19 protein-coding genes are annotated in these 18,278 nt (G+C 52.2%); 2 read left to right on the top strand and 17 right to left on the bottom strand.

Translation table 11 applies throughout. The annotated features are described in order from the left end of the window. Positions 1-3 precede the first annotated feature (3 nt). Complete coding sequence (locus BLS58_RS09650) at positions 4-645, bottom strand: DUF421 domain-containing protein (protein ID WP_090398357.1); 642 nt, start codon at positions 643-645, stop codon at positions 4-6. Between the two features lie 158 nt (positions 646-803). Here BLS58_RS09650 and BLS58_RS09645 point away from each other — a divergent pair, with 158 nt between their 5' ends. Further along, positions 804-1,181, top strand: a complete 378-nt coding sequence (locus BLS58_RS09645) for a TIGR04086 family membrane protein (protein ID WP_090398355.1) — start codon at positions 804-806, stop codon at positions 1,179-1,181. Positions 1,182-1,474: 293 nt separating this feature from the next. Here BLS58_RS09645 and yajC read toward each other — a convergent pair whose 3' ends face one another. The 15 genes from yajC to hemE form a co-directional block, all read right to left on the bottom strand. Next, positions 1,475-1,729, bottom strand: a complete 255-nt coding sequence (gene yajC / locus BLS58_RS09640; RefSeq protein WP_090398354.1) for a preprotein translocase subunit YajC — start codon at positions 1,727-1,729, stop codon at positions 1,475-1,477. A 49-nt stretch (positions 1,730-1,778) separates the two neighbouring features. Next, the gene (gene tgt, locus BLS58_RS09635) at positions 1,779-2,924 is read right to left on the bottom strand and encodes a tRNA guanosine(34) transglycosylase Tgt (RefSeq protein WP_090398352.1); all 1,146 of its coding nucleotides are present in this window, start codon (positions 2,922-2,924) and stop codon (positions 1,779-1,781) included. Further along, positions 2,921-3,964 (bottom strand): tRNA preQ1(34) S-adenosylmethionine ribosyltransferase-isomerase QueA, encoded by a 1,044-nt coding sequence (gene queA, locus BLS58_RS09630; protein WP_090398350.1) that lies wholly within the window; start codon positions 3,962-3,964, stop codon positions 2,921-2,923. Before queA ends, tgt begins: the two co-directional genes overlap by 4 nt. Positions 3,965-3,967: 3 nt before the next feature. After that, a complete protein-coding gene (locus BLS58_RS09625; RefSeq protein ID WP_090398348.1) occupies positions 3,968-4,186 on the bottom strand; it encodes a DUF2905 domain-containing protein in 219 nt (72 codons plus the stop codon). Further along, on the bottom strand, positions 4,179-5,195 hold the full coding sequence (gene ruvB / locus BLS58_RS09620) for a Holliday junction branch migration DNA helicase RuvB (protein ID WP_090398346.1): 1,017 nt from the start codon (positions 5,193-5,195) through the stop codon (positions 4,179-4,181). Before ruvB ends, BLS58_RS09625 begins: the two co-directional genes overlap by 8 nt. A gap of 12 nt (positions 5,196-5,207) precedes the next feature. Next, positions 5,208-5,816, bottom strand: coding sequence for a Holliday junction branch migration protein RuvA (gene ruvA, locus BLS58_RS09615; protein WP_090398344.1), 609 nt, complete (start codon positions 5,814-5,816; stop codon positions 5,208-5,210). Positions 5,817-5,870: 54 nt separating this feature from the next. After that, a complete protein-coding gene (locus tag BLS58_RS09610) occupies positions 5,871-6,599 on the bottom strand; it encodes a YebC/PmpR family DNA-binding transcriptional regulator (protein ID WP_090398342.1) in 729 nt (242 codons plus the stop codon). A gap of 944 nt (positions 6,600-7,543) precedes the next feature. Then, entirely contained in the window at positions 7,544-8,227 is a 684-nt protein-coding gene (locus tag BLS58_RS09600; RefSeq protein WP_090398338.1) for a YhcN/YlaJ family sporulation lipoprotein, read from the bottom strand. Between the two features lie 82 nt (positions 8,228-8,309). After that, positions 8,310-9,227 carry a SafA/ExsA family spore coat assembly protein gene (gene safA / locus BLS58_RS09595; protein WP_425433687.1) on the bottom strand — a complete coding sequence of 306 codons (918 nt, stop codon included), beginning with the start codon at positions 9,225-9,227 and terminating at the stop codon, positions 8,310-8,312. 98 nt (positions 9,228-9,325) lie between these two features. Continuing rightward, the gene (pheA, locus tag BLS58_RS09590; RefSeq protein ID WP_090398336.1) at positions 9,326-10,198 is read right to left on the bottom strand and encodes a prephenate dehydratase; all 873 of its coding nucleotides are present in this window, start codon (positions 10,196-10,198) and stop codon (positions 9,326-9,328) included. 24 nt (positions 10,199-10,222) lie between these two features. Continuing rightward, positions 10,223-10,690: an ACT domain-containing protein gene (locus BLS58_RS09585; protein ID WP_090398334.1), complete on the bottom strand. Its 468-nt coding sequence runs from the start codon at positions 10,688-10,690 to the stop codon at positions 10,223-10,225. Between the two features lie 13 nt (positions 10,691-10,703). Next, a complete protein-coding gene (obgE, locus tag BLS58_RS09580) occupies positions 10,704-11,975 on the bottom strand; it encodes a GTPase ObgE (protein WP_090398332.1) in 1,272 nt (423 codons plus the stop codon). 91 nt (positions 11,976-12,066) lie between these two features. Further along, entirely contained in the window at positions 12,067-13,476 is a 1,410-nt protein-coding gene (hemG, locus tag BLS58_RS09575; protein ID WP_090398329.1) for a protoporphyrinogen oxidase, read from the bottom strand. Further along, positions 13,473-14,405, bottom strand: a complete 933-nt coding sequence (gene hemH / locus BLS58_RS09570; protein ID WP_090398327.1) for a ferrochelatase — start codon at positions 14,403-14,405, stop codon at positions 13,473-13,475. Before hemH ends, hemG begins: the two co-directional genes overlap by 4 nt. Before the next feature lie 14 nt (positions 14,406-14,419). Continuing rightward, the gene (hemE, locus tag BLS58_RS09565) at positions 14,420-15,451 is read right to left on the bottom strand and encodes a uroporphyrinogen decarboxylase (RefSeq protein ID WP_090398326.1); all 1,032 of its coding nucleotides are present in this window, start codon (positions 15,449-15,451) and stop codon (positions 14,420-14,422) included. A 178-nt stretch (positions 15,452-15,629) separates the two neighbouring features. Between hemE and BLS58_RS09560 the strand changes: the two genes are divergently transcribed. Further along, positions 15,630-17,312, top strand: a complete 1,683-nt coding sequence (locus BLS58_RS09560; protein ID WP_090398324.1) for a methyl-accepting chemotaxis protein — start codon at positions 15,630-15,632, stop codon at positions 17,310-17,312. Here BLS58_RS09560 and BLS58_RS09555 read toward each other — a convergent pair. Next, positions 17,309-18,157 carry an MBL fold metallo-hydrolase gene (locus BLS58_RS09555; protein ID WP_090398322.1) on the bottom strand — a complete coding sequence of 283 codons (849 nt, stop codon included), beginning with the start codon at positions 18,155-18,157 and terminating at the stop codon, positions 17,309-17,311. The genes BLS58_RS09560 and BLS58_RS09555 overlap by 4 nt on opposite strands. Between the last annotated feature and the right edge of the window lie 121 nt (positions 18,158-18,278).

Genomic DNA, 18,278 nt, shown 5'->3' with positions numbered 1-18,278 from the left:
CCTTCAATTTTTTTCATCGATAATGAGCGTGCCGTTTTTCTTCGCGACACACAGCGTAATGGCACGCAAATCATGATACCCGCGTGCGCGAAGATTGGCCTTGAGCCAATCTTCTTCTTTGCCGATGTGGTGCAGGTGCTCGTGTTGGATATCGCCATCGATGACGATCGGAAACGGGTAAACGACTTCACCGGCACGCGTCTCTTTTTTAATCACCGACAGGTCCCCGGATGGTTCCAGAACGGCGAATTCAACTTCGGAAAAGTTACTGATGCTTTGTTTGCGCAGTTGCTGCAACAAGTCATCGAAATTGTACCGTTGCTTGCGCATCGCCTCCTCATCGACTTTACCGTTTTCAATGATCAGCGTCGGCTCCCCGTCCAACACATCGCGGAGGCGGGGGCTTTTCAGGGATACAAACGCAAGGCCTACCTGGGTACACGCCAACAGCAGAATCGGCACGATCCCTCTTACAATCGATTGTTCCTGGATCGCCATCACCGCAAATTCAGCGATCATAATCGAAACGACAAAATCAAGAAGCGTAAGTTCGCCCACTTCCCGCTTCCCCATCACCCGCAGGGAACCCAAAAGAAAAAAGTAAAAAAATAACGTCCGCCATGCAAGCTCAAATAACTCGGTCACTGCTCACATCACCTCATTTTAACTATGATTCCCAGGTGAGTGCACAGCATTCCGAACGGATTTGGTTTTGTCTTTTCCCACTTCCCACCTCCCACTTCTAGTAATACATGCTTGTTTCTATCATAAGCTGTAGCAAATGACCATAAGGGGGACTACCTATGCAAACGTCTTTTGTGCGCGTGCTCAGCGTTTCGGGCCTGACGATGCTCACGCTCGTATTATGTTCAGGCCTCATCATGGCGACGCTATTACGTTTCGGATCCATAAGTGAGTCAACGATGACCGGAGCGACGATTGGGATTACCATCGCAATCACATTTATCGGCGGGTTCGCCGCCGGATTACGGTCGCGTTCGAAAGGATGGCTCGTCGGGTTACTCGCAGGCGTGACTTTTGTGTTTGTTGCGGTATTGTTGCAGTACCTCGGATACGGGATGCAACTGAGCCTGAACCAGGCCCTCGTTTTTACCGGAAGCATCATCAGCGCTGCCTTCGGAGGTATGCTCAGCGTATCTCTGTTCAGTGCCATCCGTTAAACCGGTGCGTTTATAAAAATCGTTCATGGCGACCTAACACATGGGTATGCTTCGAGTTAGGTCTTTAAAAGCGATCCATGACGACCTAACGAACGGGTTTGACTTGAGTTAGGTCTTCAAAAGCGGTTCATGGCGACCTAACGTCGGTATACGCTTCTAGTTAGGTCTTTAAAAGCGGTTTATTGTATCCATCCCCGGGGTAGTGTTCCGTATTTATTTTTGATAGCGCAAAAAAGACCGGAGCAAAAGGGGTGTTGCCCTTTACCCGGTCTTGTTTCTTCACGCTCGTATGCCTAGTTCTGATTAATCACTTCGCGAACGGCCGAACGGTCATACGTGAGCTTGCGGCCATCGTTGACGTCCAAAACGATTTTGTCTTCATCGAGCGCGTCAATGGTGGCATGCAATCCGCCGATGGTAATAATGTCATCACCTTTTTGCAAGTTCGAATGCATTTCCCGAATCTTTTTTTGCCGCTTTTGCTGCGGTCGAATGAGCAGGAAATAAACAATCGCAAACATCAATACCAACATAATAATCGCTTCCATGTACAATGCACTCCTTTCTCATTTACACCCGGAAATATCTGATATCATGCTAAAAATTTTTCGCATCCGGACGGTTGAATCCATATTGTTCGAAAAAAGAAGCACGGAAATCAAGGAGCCGGTCTTCTTTTATCGCCAGGCGAATCTTTCCCATTAATTCTATCAGGAAATAAAGGTTATGATAAGAGGTAAGCCTAAAGCCGAACGATTCCTTACTTTTAATCAAATGGCGGATGTAGGCGCGCGTGTAATTGCGACAAGTATAACAGTCGCACGCCTCATCTATCGGACGAAAGTCACGGGTAAACGCCGCATTGCGAATGACTTTACGCCCCTCCGACGTCATACACGTTCCGTTGCGGCCGATGCGCGTCGGCAGCACGCAATCGAACATATCGACCCCGCGGATTGCGCCATCGATCAAGGCATCAGCCGAACCTACCCCCATCAAATACCGCGGTTTATCCGTCGGCAAATGTTGCACCGTTTGCTCCAGCACGTCGTTCATGACCGCTTTGGGCTCGCCGACGGATAATCCTCCGATGGCGTAGCCGGGAAAATCCAGGGACACCAGGTCTTCAGCGCTCCTGCGGCGTAAATCCTCGTACTCACCGCCCTGGACGATTCCAAACAGCGCTTGCCGATCGTCGTTGCCTGCCTGGGCCTCCAGACAACGTTCAGCCCAGCGGCTCGTGCGCGCGACAGAATCACGCAGATAATCATAGGAGGCGGGATAGGGCGGACATTCATCAAAAGCCATGATCATGTCGGCACCGAGACTTTGCTGGATGCGGGTGGCCTTTTCCGGCGTTAAAAAGAGACGCTCTCCGCTAATATGATTGCGAAAACGGACCCCTTCTTCATCAATATCGCGCAAGTCGCTCAGGCTAAACACCTGAAATCCTCCGGAATCCGTAAGTACAGGCCGATCCCAGTTCATGAATGTATGCAGGCCGCCGGCCTCTGCAACGAGGTCTTCACCCGGACGCAGCCAGAGATGATACGTGTTGGAGAGGATGATTTGCGCGCCCATCTCTTTCAACTCTTCCGGGCTCATCATTTTAACCGTGGCCAACGTGCCCACCGGCATAAAGATCGGCGTATCGATCACCCCGTGGGGCGTATGGATACGGCCGAGTCTCGCCCCTGACTGCCGGCACGTTTTGATATGTTCATAGCTAATAGCTGCTGTCAAACCGACGTGACCCCTTTCCTGATGTACATGACGTCGCCGAAACTAAAGAAGCGGTAACGCTCACCTATAGCTTCCTGATAGGCGCGCATGATCGCGCCCTTTCCGGCAAATGCGCTCACAAGCATGATGAGCGTTGATTTCGGCAGATGAAAATTGGTGATCAATCCATCTACAGCGCGGAAAACATAACCCGGATAGATAAAAATATCTGTCCACCCTGACGTTGGTTTAAATGCCCCGTATGTATTCATGACCGTCTCCAGCGTCCGCGCCGACGTCGTCCCGCAAGCGACGATGTCCCGGCCGTTTTCTTTCGTCTCCTGCAACGCCTCGGCCGTCTCTCGGTCGACCTCATAATACTCGGCGTGCATCTCATGATCCTCGACCCTGTCAGCGGATACCGGCCGAAAGGTCCCTAACCCCACATGTAAAGTAATATAGCAAATTTTAACGCCTTTTGCACGTAACTCGTCCAAACGCGCTGTTGTAAAATGCAAACCGGCTGTCGGTGCCGCTGCCGATCCTGCATTTCTGGCGTAAACCGTCTGATAGCGTTCCGACTCTTCCAGCTGCTCGGTGATATACGGAGGAAGCGGCATCTCGCCCAGCGCCTCAAGCACTTCCAGAAAAATCCCTTCGTAGGCAAAGCGGAGCACGCGCTCGCCCTGGTCACCGATGGCGATACACGTCGCTGTCAGCGAGCCATCCCCGAAGACGATTTCCGTCCCCGCTTTCACCCGTTTGGCCGGTTTGACGAGCGTCGTCCATTCATCGGCTTCCCCTTCATTTAAGAGCAGCACTTCCACTTTGCCGCCGGTTTCTTTTTTTTCGCCAAACAGCCGGGCCGGCAGCACCCGCGTGTCGTTGAGCACCAAACAGTCACCGGCTTGCAGAAAAGAGGCGATCTCCGAAAACTGCCGATGGTCAATGTCTCCGGTTGCTCGATCGAGGACGAGCAACCGGGAGGCATCACGATTGGGAAGGGGCTGTTGCGCGATCAATTCTTCAGGCAAATCGAAATCGAAATCGTTAACATCCATAATTTACCGAAACCTTCCGATGACAAAAAAGATAAGAGACAGCACAATGCTGATGAGGAGACCTGTCATAAGCGGGATATAGACGGTCGTACCTCCGCTTTTGAAAAGAATATCTCCCGGTAGGCGACCGAGAGGCAAAAACCGGCCGCCGAATTGCCATATGAGCCCAATCGCGACGAGCACCACACCTGCAATGATCAGCCAGCGAGGGATGTCAGCCATTGGAATGCTCCGCCCGCGTCCAGCCGAAATGATCATACGCCGAGGGCGCGACGACGCGCCCCCGCGGGGTTCGTTGCAAAAAACCGATCTGGAGAAGATACGGTTCATAGACGTCCTCGATCGTTTCCGCTTCTTCACCGACGACCGCGGCCATCGTATCGATGCCTACGGGACCACCGGTAAACTTTTCTACGAGCGTTTGCAACAGCCGATGATCAATATGATCAAGCCCGAGACGATCCACTTGCAGGTGCTCCAGCGCCTTTTCTGCTTCATTCAGGGTGATTGATGCCGCCCGATTCACCTGCGCAAAATCCCGGACGCGCCGCAATAAACGATTGGCAATACGGGGCGTCCCCCGTGCCCGGCGCGCGATTTCGTCGGCGGCTTCGTCTTCGATATCGACCCCGAGCAGCTCGCTCGTTCGCAGCACGATCGCCGCCAGCTCTTCAAGCTTGTAAAAATCGAGACGGCTCATCACGCCGAAACGATCACGCAACGGCGCGCTCAAAAGCCCTGCCCGCGTGGTCGCGCCAACGAGCGTGAACGGCGGCAAATCAAGACGAACCGATTTGGCCCCTGAGCCTTGTCCGATGACAATATCGATACTGAAATCCTCCATGGCCGGATACAAAACTTCTTCAACCGAACGTTGCAGCCGGTGGACTTCGTCGATAAACAATACGTCACCGGGTTCCAGGGTGGTGAGAATCGTCGCCAAATCTCCGGGACGTTCGATGGCCGGGCCGGACGTCGTGCGCAAATTGACATTCATCTCATGGGCGACAATCATCGCGAGGGTCGTTTTCCCAAGTCCGGGAGGGCCATATAGCAAGACATGGTCCAGACTTTCCTCCCGCATTTTCGCCGCTTCGATGAAAACGTGCAGATTGCGTTTCACTTGCTCCTGGCCGATGTATCGCTGTAACGAGAGGGGGCGAATACTCTCATCCTCGCCACCTTCGTCTTCGAGCAAACGTTCCTGGGATATGAGTCGTTCTTCGTCCACACGATCCCTCCTTTACCGCTCCACGAGTAAACGTAGGGAGCGTCTGACATATTCATCCGCCTCGAGTTCTTCGTGTTGCAGTGCTTTCCGGCATTTTTTGATTTCCTTTTCCCCGTATCCGAGCGAGCGCAGGGCTTCCATCGCTTCATCCAATGTACCCTGGGCTTGTGTCGGGATGGGGGTGGTTGCGGTTTGCGTGGCTTCAACGTTCTGCCACGCCGTTCCCGCGAACTTCCCTTTTAAATCGAGAATCATTTGCCGGGCTGTCTTTTTTCCGATACCCGGAAACTTGACGAGCAGTGTTTCGTCTTCTTCTTCAATCGCCTGCACGACGATCGCCGCATTTCCCTCGGCCAGGATGGCCAATCCGCCTTTCGGTCCGATGCCCGACACTTGCAAAAGGCGGCTGAACAGCTCCCGCTCTTCGCGCGTGGAAAAGCCGTAGAGATGGATGGCATCTTCACGAACGTGCTGATACGTATAAATAAGTGTTTCTTTGTCCTCGTTTATGTCGTAGACAAATGGATTGGCACACTGGATTAAATAACCAACGCCGTGGACGTCGAGTGTGATGGACGCGTGATCCCGAAAAACAACTTGTCCCCTTAACCGTTCAATCAAACGTTTCCCCTCTTTCCTGAAAAAACCTTACAGCAATGATAACATTTTTTTTACCTATCCGGTTTGAAAGTCACCATTGTGGTAGACATCCTGCACATCATCATTGTCTTCAAGCATGTCGATGAGTTTTTCCATTTTGGGGATGTCTTCGCCTGCGACCGTTGACGTCGTACTCGGCACCATCGTTTGCTCGGCGGTATCGATCGTATACCCCTGTTTCGCGAGCGCTTCCCTGACCTGCTCGAGTTCTTTCTCATCGGTCCAGACGAGAAAATGAGCCTCATCCGCTTCCACATCTTCAGCGCCGGCTTCAATCGCCTCCAGCATCACCGTCTCTTCATCGAGTTCGTCACTTTCCAGCACGATTAAACCCGTATCTGCAAACAGGAAAGACACACAGCCATCTTCGCCAAGATTGCCGTCGTTTTTGGAAAAAGCATGGCGAATATCCGCCACGGTACGGTTACGGTTATCCGTGAGGACTTTCACAAAAACGGCGACACCACCGGGCCCATAACCTTCATAGCTCATCTCTTCATAGTTCACATCGCCGCTGTCGCCCCGCGCCCGTTTAATCGTTCTGTCGATATTATTGGAGGGAATATTCGCGTTTTTCGCTTTTTCAATCGCAGCGCGCAGTCGCAGGTTAGTCGCCGGATCATCACCTTGCGCCCGGACCGCCGCAAATATTTCCTTTGACATTTTGGTAAAAATCTTTGCCCGCTTAGCATCCTGCGCTTCTTTCCGACGTTTGATATTGTTCCATTTGGAATGACCAGCCAAAAAAATCACATCCTCCACGTGCAACTATATCATGCGTGGCGCTCATACTCCAGGGATGCGGTCGTTTTCCGCAAGGTAAAGTCAAAGTAAAACGATTTTTAAGGGAAATAAAAATCGCCTTTCTAAGACGAGCCCGAGGGAGATCACATCGCCCTCTCGGATTGGTTTGATCCCCGTCGTTCGAGGGATGACAACGTGATTGTTGGTCCCTCTCGGAGCGAGGTACCCTGCTTTTGAGGTATGGCAACGCGCTTCTTGTCCCTCTCGGAGCGAGATACCCTGCTTTTGAGGTATGGCAACGTGCTTCTTGTCCCTCTCGGAGTGAGATGCCCTGCCTTTGGGGTATGACAACACGCTTCTTGTCCCTCTCGGAGTGAGATGCCCTGCTTTTGGGGTATGACAACACGCTTCTTGTCCCTCTCGGAGTGAGATGCCCTGCCTTTGGGGTATAACAACGCGATTCTGGTCCCTCTCGGAGTGAGATGCCCTCCCTTTGGGGTATAACAACGCGATTCTTGGCCCTCTCGGAGCGGGATACCCTGCTTTTGGGGTATGGCAACGTGCTTCTTGTCCCTCTCGGAGCGAGATACCCTGCCTTTGGGGTATAACAACACGCTTCTGGTCCCTCTCGGAGTGAGATACCCTGCCTTTGGGGTATAACAACACGCTTCTTGGCCCTCTCGGAGTGAGATGCCCTCCCTTTGGGGTATAACAACGCGATTCTTGGCCCTCTCGGAGCGAGATACCCTGCCTTTGGGGTATAACAACACGCTTCTTGTCCCTCTCGGAGCGGGATACCCTGCTTTTGGGGTATGGCAACGCGATTCAAGTGTCATAAAGATCGGAGCGATCTCCGTTCCCTCGGATATCCGCGAATATATTTGGACTTTGACGGAATCGTGTCGTTTTCCGATATACCAAAAAGGGGCCTCTCGGCCCCTTTTTTATCGGCTTTGTTCAAATGGTCGTTGTGCGGCATCGCTCAAGTCTTCGATGATCCCATCAATAGTTGAGCCGGCTTCATCCACGGCTTGGCCGGTTCCTTCAGCCAAATCGTCGGCTGCTCCCCCGATTTCATCGAACATGTCAGGGTCGTCGGTGACATAAACTTCTTTATCTGTTTCGTCTTCCAATTCTTCACGAATATCGTCAGTCGTTTCGTCACCATCGTCCCCGGTAGTCCGTACACCGACAAGAACGTTATCGTCATCGACAACGACGTGCGTGCTCTCTACATTGTCCATGTCTGAGACCGTTTGCTCAATGTCTTGTTGCTCGCCATCGTCGCCGCCCCATCCATTGCCTGTCTGGTTCTGGTTTTGACCGGTAAACATGTCATCCATATTTTGGTTACCGGCACCGCCCTGGCCTTGGTTGGTCCGCGGGTTCTGGTTTTGTTGCCCATCGCCGCGATCATCTACCGTAAACATGTCGGTAATCGGGCCTTCGCCCCGGTCACCCCGGTCCGTTCGGTCCCATCCAGCCTGACCTGCATCTTGCTGTTGTTGACCTACCTGGTTTCCGGCATTTCTCCCAGGATCACCAGCTTGATTGTCTACATCTCCACAGCCGGCTAATCCTGCTGTAATTATTGAAAAAGCGGTCAGCGAAAGTGCCATCTTCTTCATAATATAAGCCCCCCTTCACTCATTAAGTTGTGAAGAAAGGGGGGCGCTTACTCCTGTCAGTTGGAGGAAAGGAGGGCAAAAATTATTCGTCGCTGTGATTGGCACCCGCATACGGATAATACGTTTGTTCATGCGGTTGTTGTTCATAATAAGGGGCGACTGGCAAATATCCATACATCAAAGCGGGATCATAAACCGGAACATAGGGCGGTATTCCGTACGCTGTAAAGCCATATCCCGGCTCTTCACCGCCGGTTGCTCTGTAGTCGCCGCCATACCCCTGGCCATGATAATATTGATCATACCCTTCCTGATACGGTTGCTGCTGGTATCCGCCGTGGTATGGGTGCTGAACCGGCATCATATAGCAGTACATAGGCTGTTGCGGTGGCCCGTAGTGCACTTGATGAGCAGACGGCATATCCGTCGGCTGGCCGCATGTTTTGCAGGGCTGCATGTTTGTTTTAGGTTTTTCCATGGCTGGCTGCTTATACGGCTGTTTTTCTTTTTTCTCCTCCTCTTTTGGAAGGTATGGTTTTTGAATTTTCGGCGGCAACTTCATTTTGTCTTTATCCGGTTTGGGCGGTGGTTTTTGCGGCATTTCCTTTTTCACTTCAGACGGTTCCGGTTTGTCTTTTTTCGGCGCTTCCATCACGGGCATTTTCTTGGGCGGCGGTTTCATAATGGGTGCTTCCTTTTTGGGAGGTTCCGGTTTTTTTGGCTCCGCTTCCTTTTTCGGAGGTTCCGGTTTCTTTGGCATTTCCGGCATGTCCTTAACCGGAGGTTTTTCCACGGGCTCCTTTTTCTTCGCCTCCTCCGCTTCTTTCTTGGCGGGAACGGTTTGGCCCGGGATTTTGATTTTCATGCCGGGCATAATCTTCTCCGGATCGGCCAACTGGGTATTCGCCGCTTTTAATTCCTCGAAATCAACATCGTACTGTTTCGCAAGATTCCATAATGTATCGCCTTTTTGCACAATATGGATTTTCACGCTTCCCATCCCTCCTGTACACGTGGTTTCCCGTTTTCCATAACCGTACGGCATCCAATATAAGGTATGCGGGGATGATAGCGAGTATTCGAGAAAAATGGTGCTGCTTAAAACGTGAATTCCATTTCTTTATTTGCCTCGATCACGGCTGAAGGGTAAGACCCGAGTAAACGGATTTCACAGCCGAGCGCCTTGATTTCTTCAAGAGCTCCCGGCACTAACACATCATCATACGCGTGGTCGATATCGATAATAAAAAAATAATGGCCAATGCCGGTTTTCATCGGGCGCGATTCGATCTTGGAAAGATTGATTTTGCGCCAGGCGAACGCGGACAAAACCTGATGCAGGGCACCGGAATAATCTGATGGCAAGGTGACGACGATCGTCGTCTTTTTACGGGAAGTCTCCAGTGACGGTTCCATGTGCGCCCCCTTTGTAGACAGAAGCACAAACCGGGTATGGTTATTGGCGAAATCGTGAATATTTTCCGCCGCTATCGTGAGGCCATATTTTTTGGCCGCCAGCCGATTGGCGACTACGGCCTGCTTCAACCCCGGGTCTGCAGCAATCTCCTGGGCCGCTTTCGCGGTCGAGGATGCATGCAGCCACTCAGAATCGGCAAACTGCTCCGTAAGATAATCATGGCATTGCGCGAGCGCATGGGGGTGCGAATATACAGCTTCCGGGCGCTCATCAACATTGTCGGGATGGACGAGCAAATGCTGCGCAATCGGGATGGCCACCTCGCCGACGATCGGCAGATTGTGTCTGTGCACGAGCTGATCAAGGGTGATGTTCACCGATCCCTCGATCGTGTTTTCCAACGGTACGGCCGCTGCGTCCACTTCCTCGTTCGCGAGCGCGCGTAAGCAACTTGCGATGTCTCTATACGGGAATCGTGCCGCCGTCGTTGAAAATGCAGCGGCCGCTAATTCACTGAAGGTTCCTTCGGGACCTAAATAGGCAACTTTGTTCATGATGGTTTCACTCTTTCTCCATGGCTATTCTGTATTCGTCGTACCGGTACCGGAGCCGACAAGTTCCACTTTTTCCACCGCTTCCATTTCTTTTATTCTCCGCATGAGGTTCTGGATCTCGACGGTCACCATCGTCGTGTCAACGGTAAGGGTCACGTTGGCACGCCCCTGCAGGGGAATGGTTTGATTGATGGTGAGCACGTTTGATTGCGTCTCAGCCACAACCCCCAGCAATTTCGATAAAGATCCCGACCTGTCTGCCAAAAGAATCGAGAGGGTGATGATTTGCGCCTGAATCATCGTGTGAAAAGGGAGGATGGCGTCACGATATTTATAAAAAGCGCTACGGCTGAGACCGGCTTTTTGAACCGCATCTCCGACGGTGAGCGACTGATCATTGTCAAGCATCCGTTTCGCTTCCAGCGTCTTCTGCATGGCTTCGGTCAACATGTCTTCGCGGACGAGATAAAAATGATTGATATGCTCGGTCATCTAAGGCCACCACCTACTCATCCATAAATTCAAACTCAATATCCAGCAAGCGGACGGTGTCTCCATCTTGTGCGCCACGCTCCCGCAAGGCTGCGTCTACCCCCATTTTACGAAGGGTACGGGAAAAACGGCGCGCGGATTCCGGACGATTAAGATCAAGCATGCGCACGCGCCTTTCCAGGGGTTCGCCGGATAAAACGAACGCGCCATCGTCGGCACGCGTAATCTCAAACGTTTTCTCCTCTTGATATCGATACACGACGCGCGCTTCATCCTCGCTCTCTTCCTGCGCGGGCTCAGGTGCTTCATCCAACAGATCGGCGATTTTCCTGAGCAGGGATGTCAGCCCTTCCTTGGTGAGCGTGGAGACGCGTTCAATCGGTTGATCGATTTGCTCTTCCAATGCCTGTATGATGTCTTCACTTTCCGGCATATCGGTTTTATTGGCGACGATCAATTGCGGACGTTCTGTGAGGGCTTCGTTATATTGGTTGAGTTCATGGTTCAGTGTAACATAGTCTTCATAAGGGTCACGACCGCTCATCCCGGATACATCAAGCATATGAACGAGGACACGCGTACGTTCCGTATGGCGAAGAAAGCGTTGACCGAGGCCCACGCCTTCATGCGCGCCTTCGATGATGCCGGGAAGATCGGCCATCACGAAACTGCGACCCTCCACAGCGACGACACCAAGGTTGGGCGCGAGGGTTGTAAACGGATAATCGGCAATTTTCGGCTTCGCCGCGCTTGCCACCGACAACAACGTCGATTTTCCGACGCTCGGAAAACCGATCACCCCGACGTCCGCAATCAGTTTCAGCTCCAGGGTCATTTCCAGTTCGATGCCGGGCTCTCCATTTTCGGCATGCTCAGGCGCCGGATTCGCAGGCGTGGCAAAGCGTTTATTGCCACGTCCGCCTCGTCCTCCCCTGGCAACGAGCTTTTCTTCGCGATGGGTGACTAAATCGGCGAGCACTTGCCCGGTCGTTTTATCTTTAAGGATGGTTCCGGGCGGAACATTAACGACCAAGGGATCGGCACCTTTGCCGTGTTGGCTTTTGGAGCGGCCGTTCTCTCCACGCTGGGCCTTAAAATGATGTTGATAACGAAAATCCATCAGCGTCCGTAAGCCTTCGTCGACGCGGAAGATCACATCGCCGCCTTTGCCGCCGTCACCGCCGGCCGGTCCGCCGTCGGGCACATATTTTTCCCGGCGGTAGGCAACCATGCCCTTGCCGCCATCTCCGGATTTTACGAATATATTGACCTCATCGATAAACATTGAGACAACCCTTTCCGGAGGTCAGATGTCAGATGCCGGAAGTCAGAAGATGAATATCTTTTCCGGCCTCTGAAGTCTGATCTCCCTTTTATCATGCATCTGACCTCTGGTCTCTGAATTCTGTCGTCTGGATAGCCGCTTCCTGGCCCTGGCGCACGCAATCCGGCAGCCCGATGCCCCGGTAAAAGGCACCGGCCAGTTGAACACCGGGATACTCGCGGGCGAGGGCTGCTGTCCATTTCTCTATCCTTGCCTGATGGCCCACGGTATATTTTGGCATCGCCTCCGGCCAGCGTGTCACACTTGTAAACAGCGGCTCTTCCTGAATGTCCAGAAAGGTACGCAATTCCCGCAACGTTTGCGCCACGATCGCTTCGTCCGTTTCGGCTACGATCGCATCATGCCCCGGTCTTCCGACGAAGCAACGCAAGAGGGCATACCCTTCCGGCACCATTTGCGGCCATTTTTTATGGACGAGCGTCACCGCTTTCAAAGCGACGTCGTTCCCATTCGGGATGAGAAAGCCGGTCCCTTCCACCGTACTTTCAAGCGCTGATTCTTTAAGCGCTATCGCGACAGTGGCGGTCGATGCCCCGGCGGCCGTGGATATCATCTCTTCCTGTACAGACAAAGACGGGAGCGTGGCAGCGGCCGCTTCCTGCGGAATTGTGAGTATCACCTGATCGGCCTCCGCTTCGGTTCCATCGGCAAAAAACAGCCGATAGCCGTTTTCGGCAGCAGAGACAATTTCTTGCAAGTGTTTTTCTCTATGAATCGTCCCTTCCGGCACCGCTTTTTCCAACTCGTCCACAACGACGGACAATCCGCCTTTGACCGTACGAAACACTCCCCCCTGTTGGCCCGTTCCCGATTTTGCCTGCCGCTTTTTGGCCGTGGCCCGGGAAGCGAGAATCAAGCTGCGCTTCTCGTCTCGAAAGTGCGGAAACGTGGACGCCAGGCTCAGCTCATCAATATCACCGGCGTATATCCCCGATAGCAACGGTTCCAATATGCGATCGACGAGTTCATCTCCAAACCGTTGCCTAAAAAAAAGCCCGAGAGACTCATCGTCATGTTCATTTTGTTTGGCCGGCAGCCATAAATCAGCGGTCGCTCGCATTTTTCCTTTACTGGAAAGCAGCGAGGACGCCAGAAAAGGTTTGGCTTTTGTCGGGATGCCCATGACCGACCCCGGGGGGATGGGGTGAAATTGGCCCTCGCTTACGATAAACGCCTGACCGGTGTTATTCGTGACAAGTTGATCGCTTAAGCCCAGGTCCTCGACGAGCGAAAGCAGTTCCGGTTTACGGGCAAGAAAAGAATCGGGACCGCGCTCAATCGTAAACCCGTCACGATGCATCGTTTCGATTTTGCCGCCAAGTGCGGAGCTCTTTTCATACAGTTGGACGTCGATATCGCTTCCGCTCTCGGAGCGGTGTTTTTCGAGTTCATACAAAGCGCTCAGACCAGTGATGCCTCCCCCGATGATCGCTATGTTCATGCCCGATCAATCTTCAGGCGTTTCGTAATGGCATCGGCAAGGCTCTGAATGAATAAAGGATGAGCATTCGGCATATCCGGGCGTTCGTAGTTTACCCCCAGGTCATCAGTCACGATTTTGCATTCGATATCGTTGTCATACAACACTTCAAGATGATCCGCCACAAAGCCGACCGGGCAGTAAATAAACGTTTCATAGCCGTTTTTTTCATAGAGCGTACGCGTTAAGTCCTGAACGTCGGGCCCGAGCCACTTATCCGCCGTGTTACCTTCGCTTTGCCAACCGATCTCATAATTTTGCACTTTGGCCGCTTCCGCGATGAGCCTGGCCGTTTCCTTAAGTTGATCGACGTAAGGATCATTATCCGTCAGTATTTTTTCGGGGAGGCTGTGGGCAGAAAAAATTACAACGGAATGCTCCCGGCTCACCCGTTGATAGACATCTTCAAGTTGTTCTTTCCAAAACTGTAAAAATTTTGGTTCCTTGTACCAGTTTTCAACGGTGTAAATCGTCGGACCGTCAATCTCTTTTGCTTTCTCAAGCGCCCGGCCGTTGTATGACTTTACGCTGAACGTTGAGTAATGGGGCGCCAGCACGATGGAGACGGCTTCTTCAATGCCGTCCTCTTTCATTTGCGCAACCGCGTCTTCAATGAACGGATCGATATGCTTCAAGCCCAGATAAGCCTTAAATTCCTTATCTACGGATTGTTCATTTAACCTCGTTTCCAATGCATGCATTTGTTCATCCGTAATGCGCGCGAGCGGGGAAATGCCCCCGATCGCCTTGTAACGGTCGATTAAATCATCCAAAGCTTCCTGCTCGGGCGGACGCCCGTGCCGGATATGCGTGTAATAGGCCTCCACGTCATCGAGGCTGCGCGGCGTCCCATAAGCCATCACCAATAAACCGATTTTTTTCTTCGCCATTGCTTTTGTCCTCCTTAACGTTCTCGTGTGTATTCGTGCACGAAGGCCGTCAACCTTTTTAACGTTTCCGGTTGAACGCTCGGGGTCACCCCGTGCCCAAGATTAAAAATAAAAGCCGGGTCATCCTTCGTTTCATCAAGGATCTGTTTGGTCCGGGCTTCAATCACATCCCAGGGCGCGTGCAGAATCGCCGGGTCAAGATTCCCCTGGAGGGCTTTCGTTATCCCCATTTTCCGCACTTCCGTAACGGATATGCGCCAGTCAAGCCCGATGACGTCAAGCGCCAGTTCATCCCACTCCCGCAAAAGATGGCTCGCTCCAACGCCGAACATAATGAGCGGCACCTCATTGGAGGCGAGCGCGTTGAAGATTTTTTCCATCGCCGGTTTCACGAAGGTACGATAATCGGGAGCACTCAAGGCCCCGACCCAGGAATCAAAGATTTGGATCGCTTGCGCGCCGGCATCGATTTGGGCCTGTGCGTATGAAATGGTCATATTCGCCAGTTTATCCATAAGCAATGTCCACGTCCCGGGCTCTCCATACATCATCGCTTTCGTATGCTCGTAATTTTTCGAAGGTCCGCCTTCCACCATGTAACTCGCCAGCGTAAAAGGGGCACCTGCAAAAGAAATGAGGGGGACGCTTAACTGCGTGCGCAATAAACGTATCGTATCGAGCACATGTGGCACCTGATCTTTCGGCTGCAACTCACCGAGTCGCTCCACGTCCTGCAGCGTACGGACCGGCTCGTCGATGACCGGACCGACGCCGGCCTTGATCTCAACATCAAGGCCCAGCGCCGGGATCGGCGTCATAATATCCTTATAAAGAATCGCGGCATCATTGTCATATTGCTCAACGGGCAAGCGGGTGACGTAGGCGCATAATTCGGGGTCCCGGGTGATCTCGAATAAAGAATACTTTTCTTTCAGCGCCCGGTATTCCGGCTGCGAACGTCCGGCTTGCCTCATATACCAGACAGGCTTCCGGCGCGCCCCTTCACCCTTCGCCGCGCGAATAAAACGGTCATTAAATACAGCCACGCATGAACATCCTTTCAGCTGCTCTTTATAATTAAAGGAATCTTGCCGATATAAGGAACAAGATCTTTACATATAGAATGATTCCTATTCCTTTGTATCATATTGGATTGAAGATGTCTCGCAACAACCTTTGCCATAGGCCAAAGTTCATAAAATCGTAGAACCTCGGAGGCGTGTTATGAAAATATTTCAACCTGCTCGTTTACGGACAAAGCTTTTACTTACTTTAGTGGCGATCACGTTATGTTTTTTGGGTGGCTTTATGTTTATTTTCATACAGATCACGAATATCAACGAGCGTGTGGAAGACATGGAGGAATGGCACTCGTATGTACTGGAAGCCCAAGATGCTTCCCACACGTTTCAGGAGAAGTACATATTCATCTCTGATTTGCAATTTCTGGATGACCCGGATTTTGCTTACTACGAAACGTTACACGCACGTATGGAGGAACACCTCGCTAATCTGGAGGACGGTGTCCATACCGAATCCGCCCGCGATCACCTGCAGCAGCTCGAGCGTCAAAATGAGATGTTTGATTCCAGCGTCGGTCATTATATTGAACTGGAAGTACCTCCGGATGTCACGGGAATGAATAACCTGGAATTTTTAACTGAAAATATCAATCAGCACGCGGAAAGCCTTCAGGACTATTTCGCCCAGCAGGTGGAAGAAGCCAATCAATCCGCGCAAGACAGTATGTTCTATGCGATCGTATCAAGTATTATGGCCGCTGTCAGCGCGGTCGTCATCGGTATCGCCATCTTCGTTATTTTCGCAGGACGATGGCAACGAAGCATCGAGCGGATCGCAAGTGTAACCAAGCAGATAAGCGCCGGGCGCTTACAGGTTGATCCGCTCCCTGTCGAGGGGCGTGATGAACTCGCTTCCCTGGCAGCCGAAATCAACACGATGACGAGTAATCTACGCCATATGGTCAAAGGTGTATCGTCGGTTTCGCAAACGGTGGCGGCCTCGAGCGAAGAATTGGTCGCCTCCGCCGAAGAAGTCAACGCCGGCTCCCAGGAAGTTTCCGGCTCCGTGCAAGAAATGGCCGGCATACAGGCGACGCTGGATGACTCGATCCGTCATTCCCGGGGAACGTTTCAATCCATGGAAACAGAATTGCACCATGTATATGAGGCTGTCCAGGATATCGTGGATGAAAGTAACCGTTCGAACGAACAGGCTTCCGCCGGTCACGACCGGTTGCAGACCTCCTTACAAACGATGCAGAACATCCGTACCCAGAATGAAACGAATGCATCGTCCGTCGAATCCCTCGGCGAAGCTTCCCGCGACATTCAGAATGTGATCACCCTTATCAAAGACATTTCCGGGCAGACGAACCTGCTCGCCTTAAACGCGAATATTGAAGCCGCCCGTGCCGGGGAAGCGGGTAAAGGGTTTGCAGTCGTCGCGAACGAAGTGCGCAAATTAGCGACGGAAAGTGAAGCGGCGACCGAAGACATCTCAAAAACGATCGAAATGATGACGAGCAATATCGATGATACCGTTGCGCAATCACGGCAAAGCACGTCACTCATCGCCCGCGGCGAAGAAGCGATCGCGGAAATGGCAAACACTTATCAAGCCATCCTCACCTCATTTAACGCGGTCGTCCACAAAGCCCGCGACATTCATGCGCTCGTACAAGGATTGACCGAGAACAGCCAATCCATCCTTCATTATACCGAGGAAGTCGAGAACACTTCCAACCAGGCTTCCGATAGCAGTGCCGTCATTGCTGCGACGATGGAGGAACAGGCAGCGACGATGGAGTCGATCAATCAGGCTGCCCAGGAACTTGCCCACGTGGCCGGTGAACTGGATGAACAAGTGTCGCGTTTTTCCTTTTAATGAAGGAATTTCCCTTTGTCGGGCACGGCTTTTTGTTCAAAATCCCGGACAAGCGTCTCGAATTGAGTGTGCAACTCGCGCCCGAACATTGGAACGCCGTGGCCGGGAACGATGATCTCCGGCTGCAAATGGTACAGCTTTTCCGCTGATGTTTTCGCCGCTTGCCAATCGGTTGTGAGATACCTGGGCGGACCCTGCAGTTCCTGTGTCTGGTTGTATACTTTGTTGAGTTCGTCCTGTTTGACGGTAATGACAGCATCTGCCGAGAGCAGGATGCGGTCGCTCTCCCTGAAAAGGGCTACTTGTCCGGGGGAATGACCAGGCACATGCAGCCATTGCCACTCGCTTAAAAAGGGCACTTCCCCATTGGCGGGAAGCTCCTGCACGGCACTCCCTAACTGAATCGCTTCATTGGGGAACGCACGCGATGACTTGGCGACCATTCCGCCTTCAACGCTCGTATCAGGTTCAGGGTAGTCCTGTTGCCCTGTTAAAAAGGGCATTTCCCGGGGATGGGCATAAACCGGCACTTGCCATTCAGCGGCTAATTCGGCGACGGCTCCGACATGATCGAAATGACCGTGCGTAAGAATGATCGCCTGTGGCGGTTGATAATTGTTAAACTCCTTCTCCAATGCGCCGGTCAGCTCATTTTTGCTGTTCGGCATCCCGGCATCAATCAGAACCCATTCGCTCGTCACATCTCCGATAAAACAGACGTTCACGATCTTGATCGTCAAGCAATGCACATCCGTCGTCACTTGTTCGAGCACACCATTATTTTTGGACGTCATCGGAAGCTTGACCCCACCGGGACCGTAATACGTTTCTTGTTCTTGTTCCATACAGCTGCCCCCTTTTTTCAATATCAGCTGTTATTGTTTCTTATTGTTTGGGATTTAATGCGAATTCTTCTCTCCTGAGGCATGCGCTCCGATCCCGCGGCAGCAAAAATAGGGAGGTGGA

It is taken from the genome of Natribacillus halophilus (genome assembly GCF_900100185.1).
Taxonomy (GTDB): domain Bacteria; phylum Bacillota; class Bacilli; order Bacillales; family Marinococcaceae; genus Natribacillus; species Natribacillus halophilus.
The sequence above is the reverse complement of the archived record's forward strand: the minus strand, read 5'-3'. Positions and strand labels throughout refer to the sequence as shown.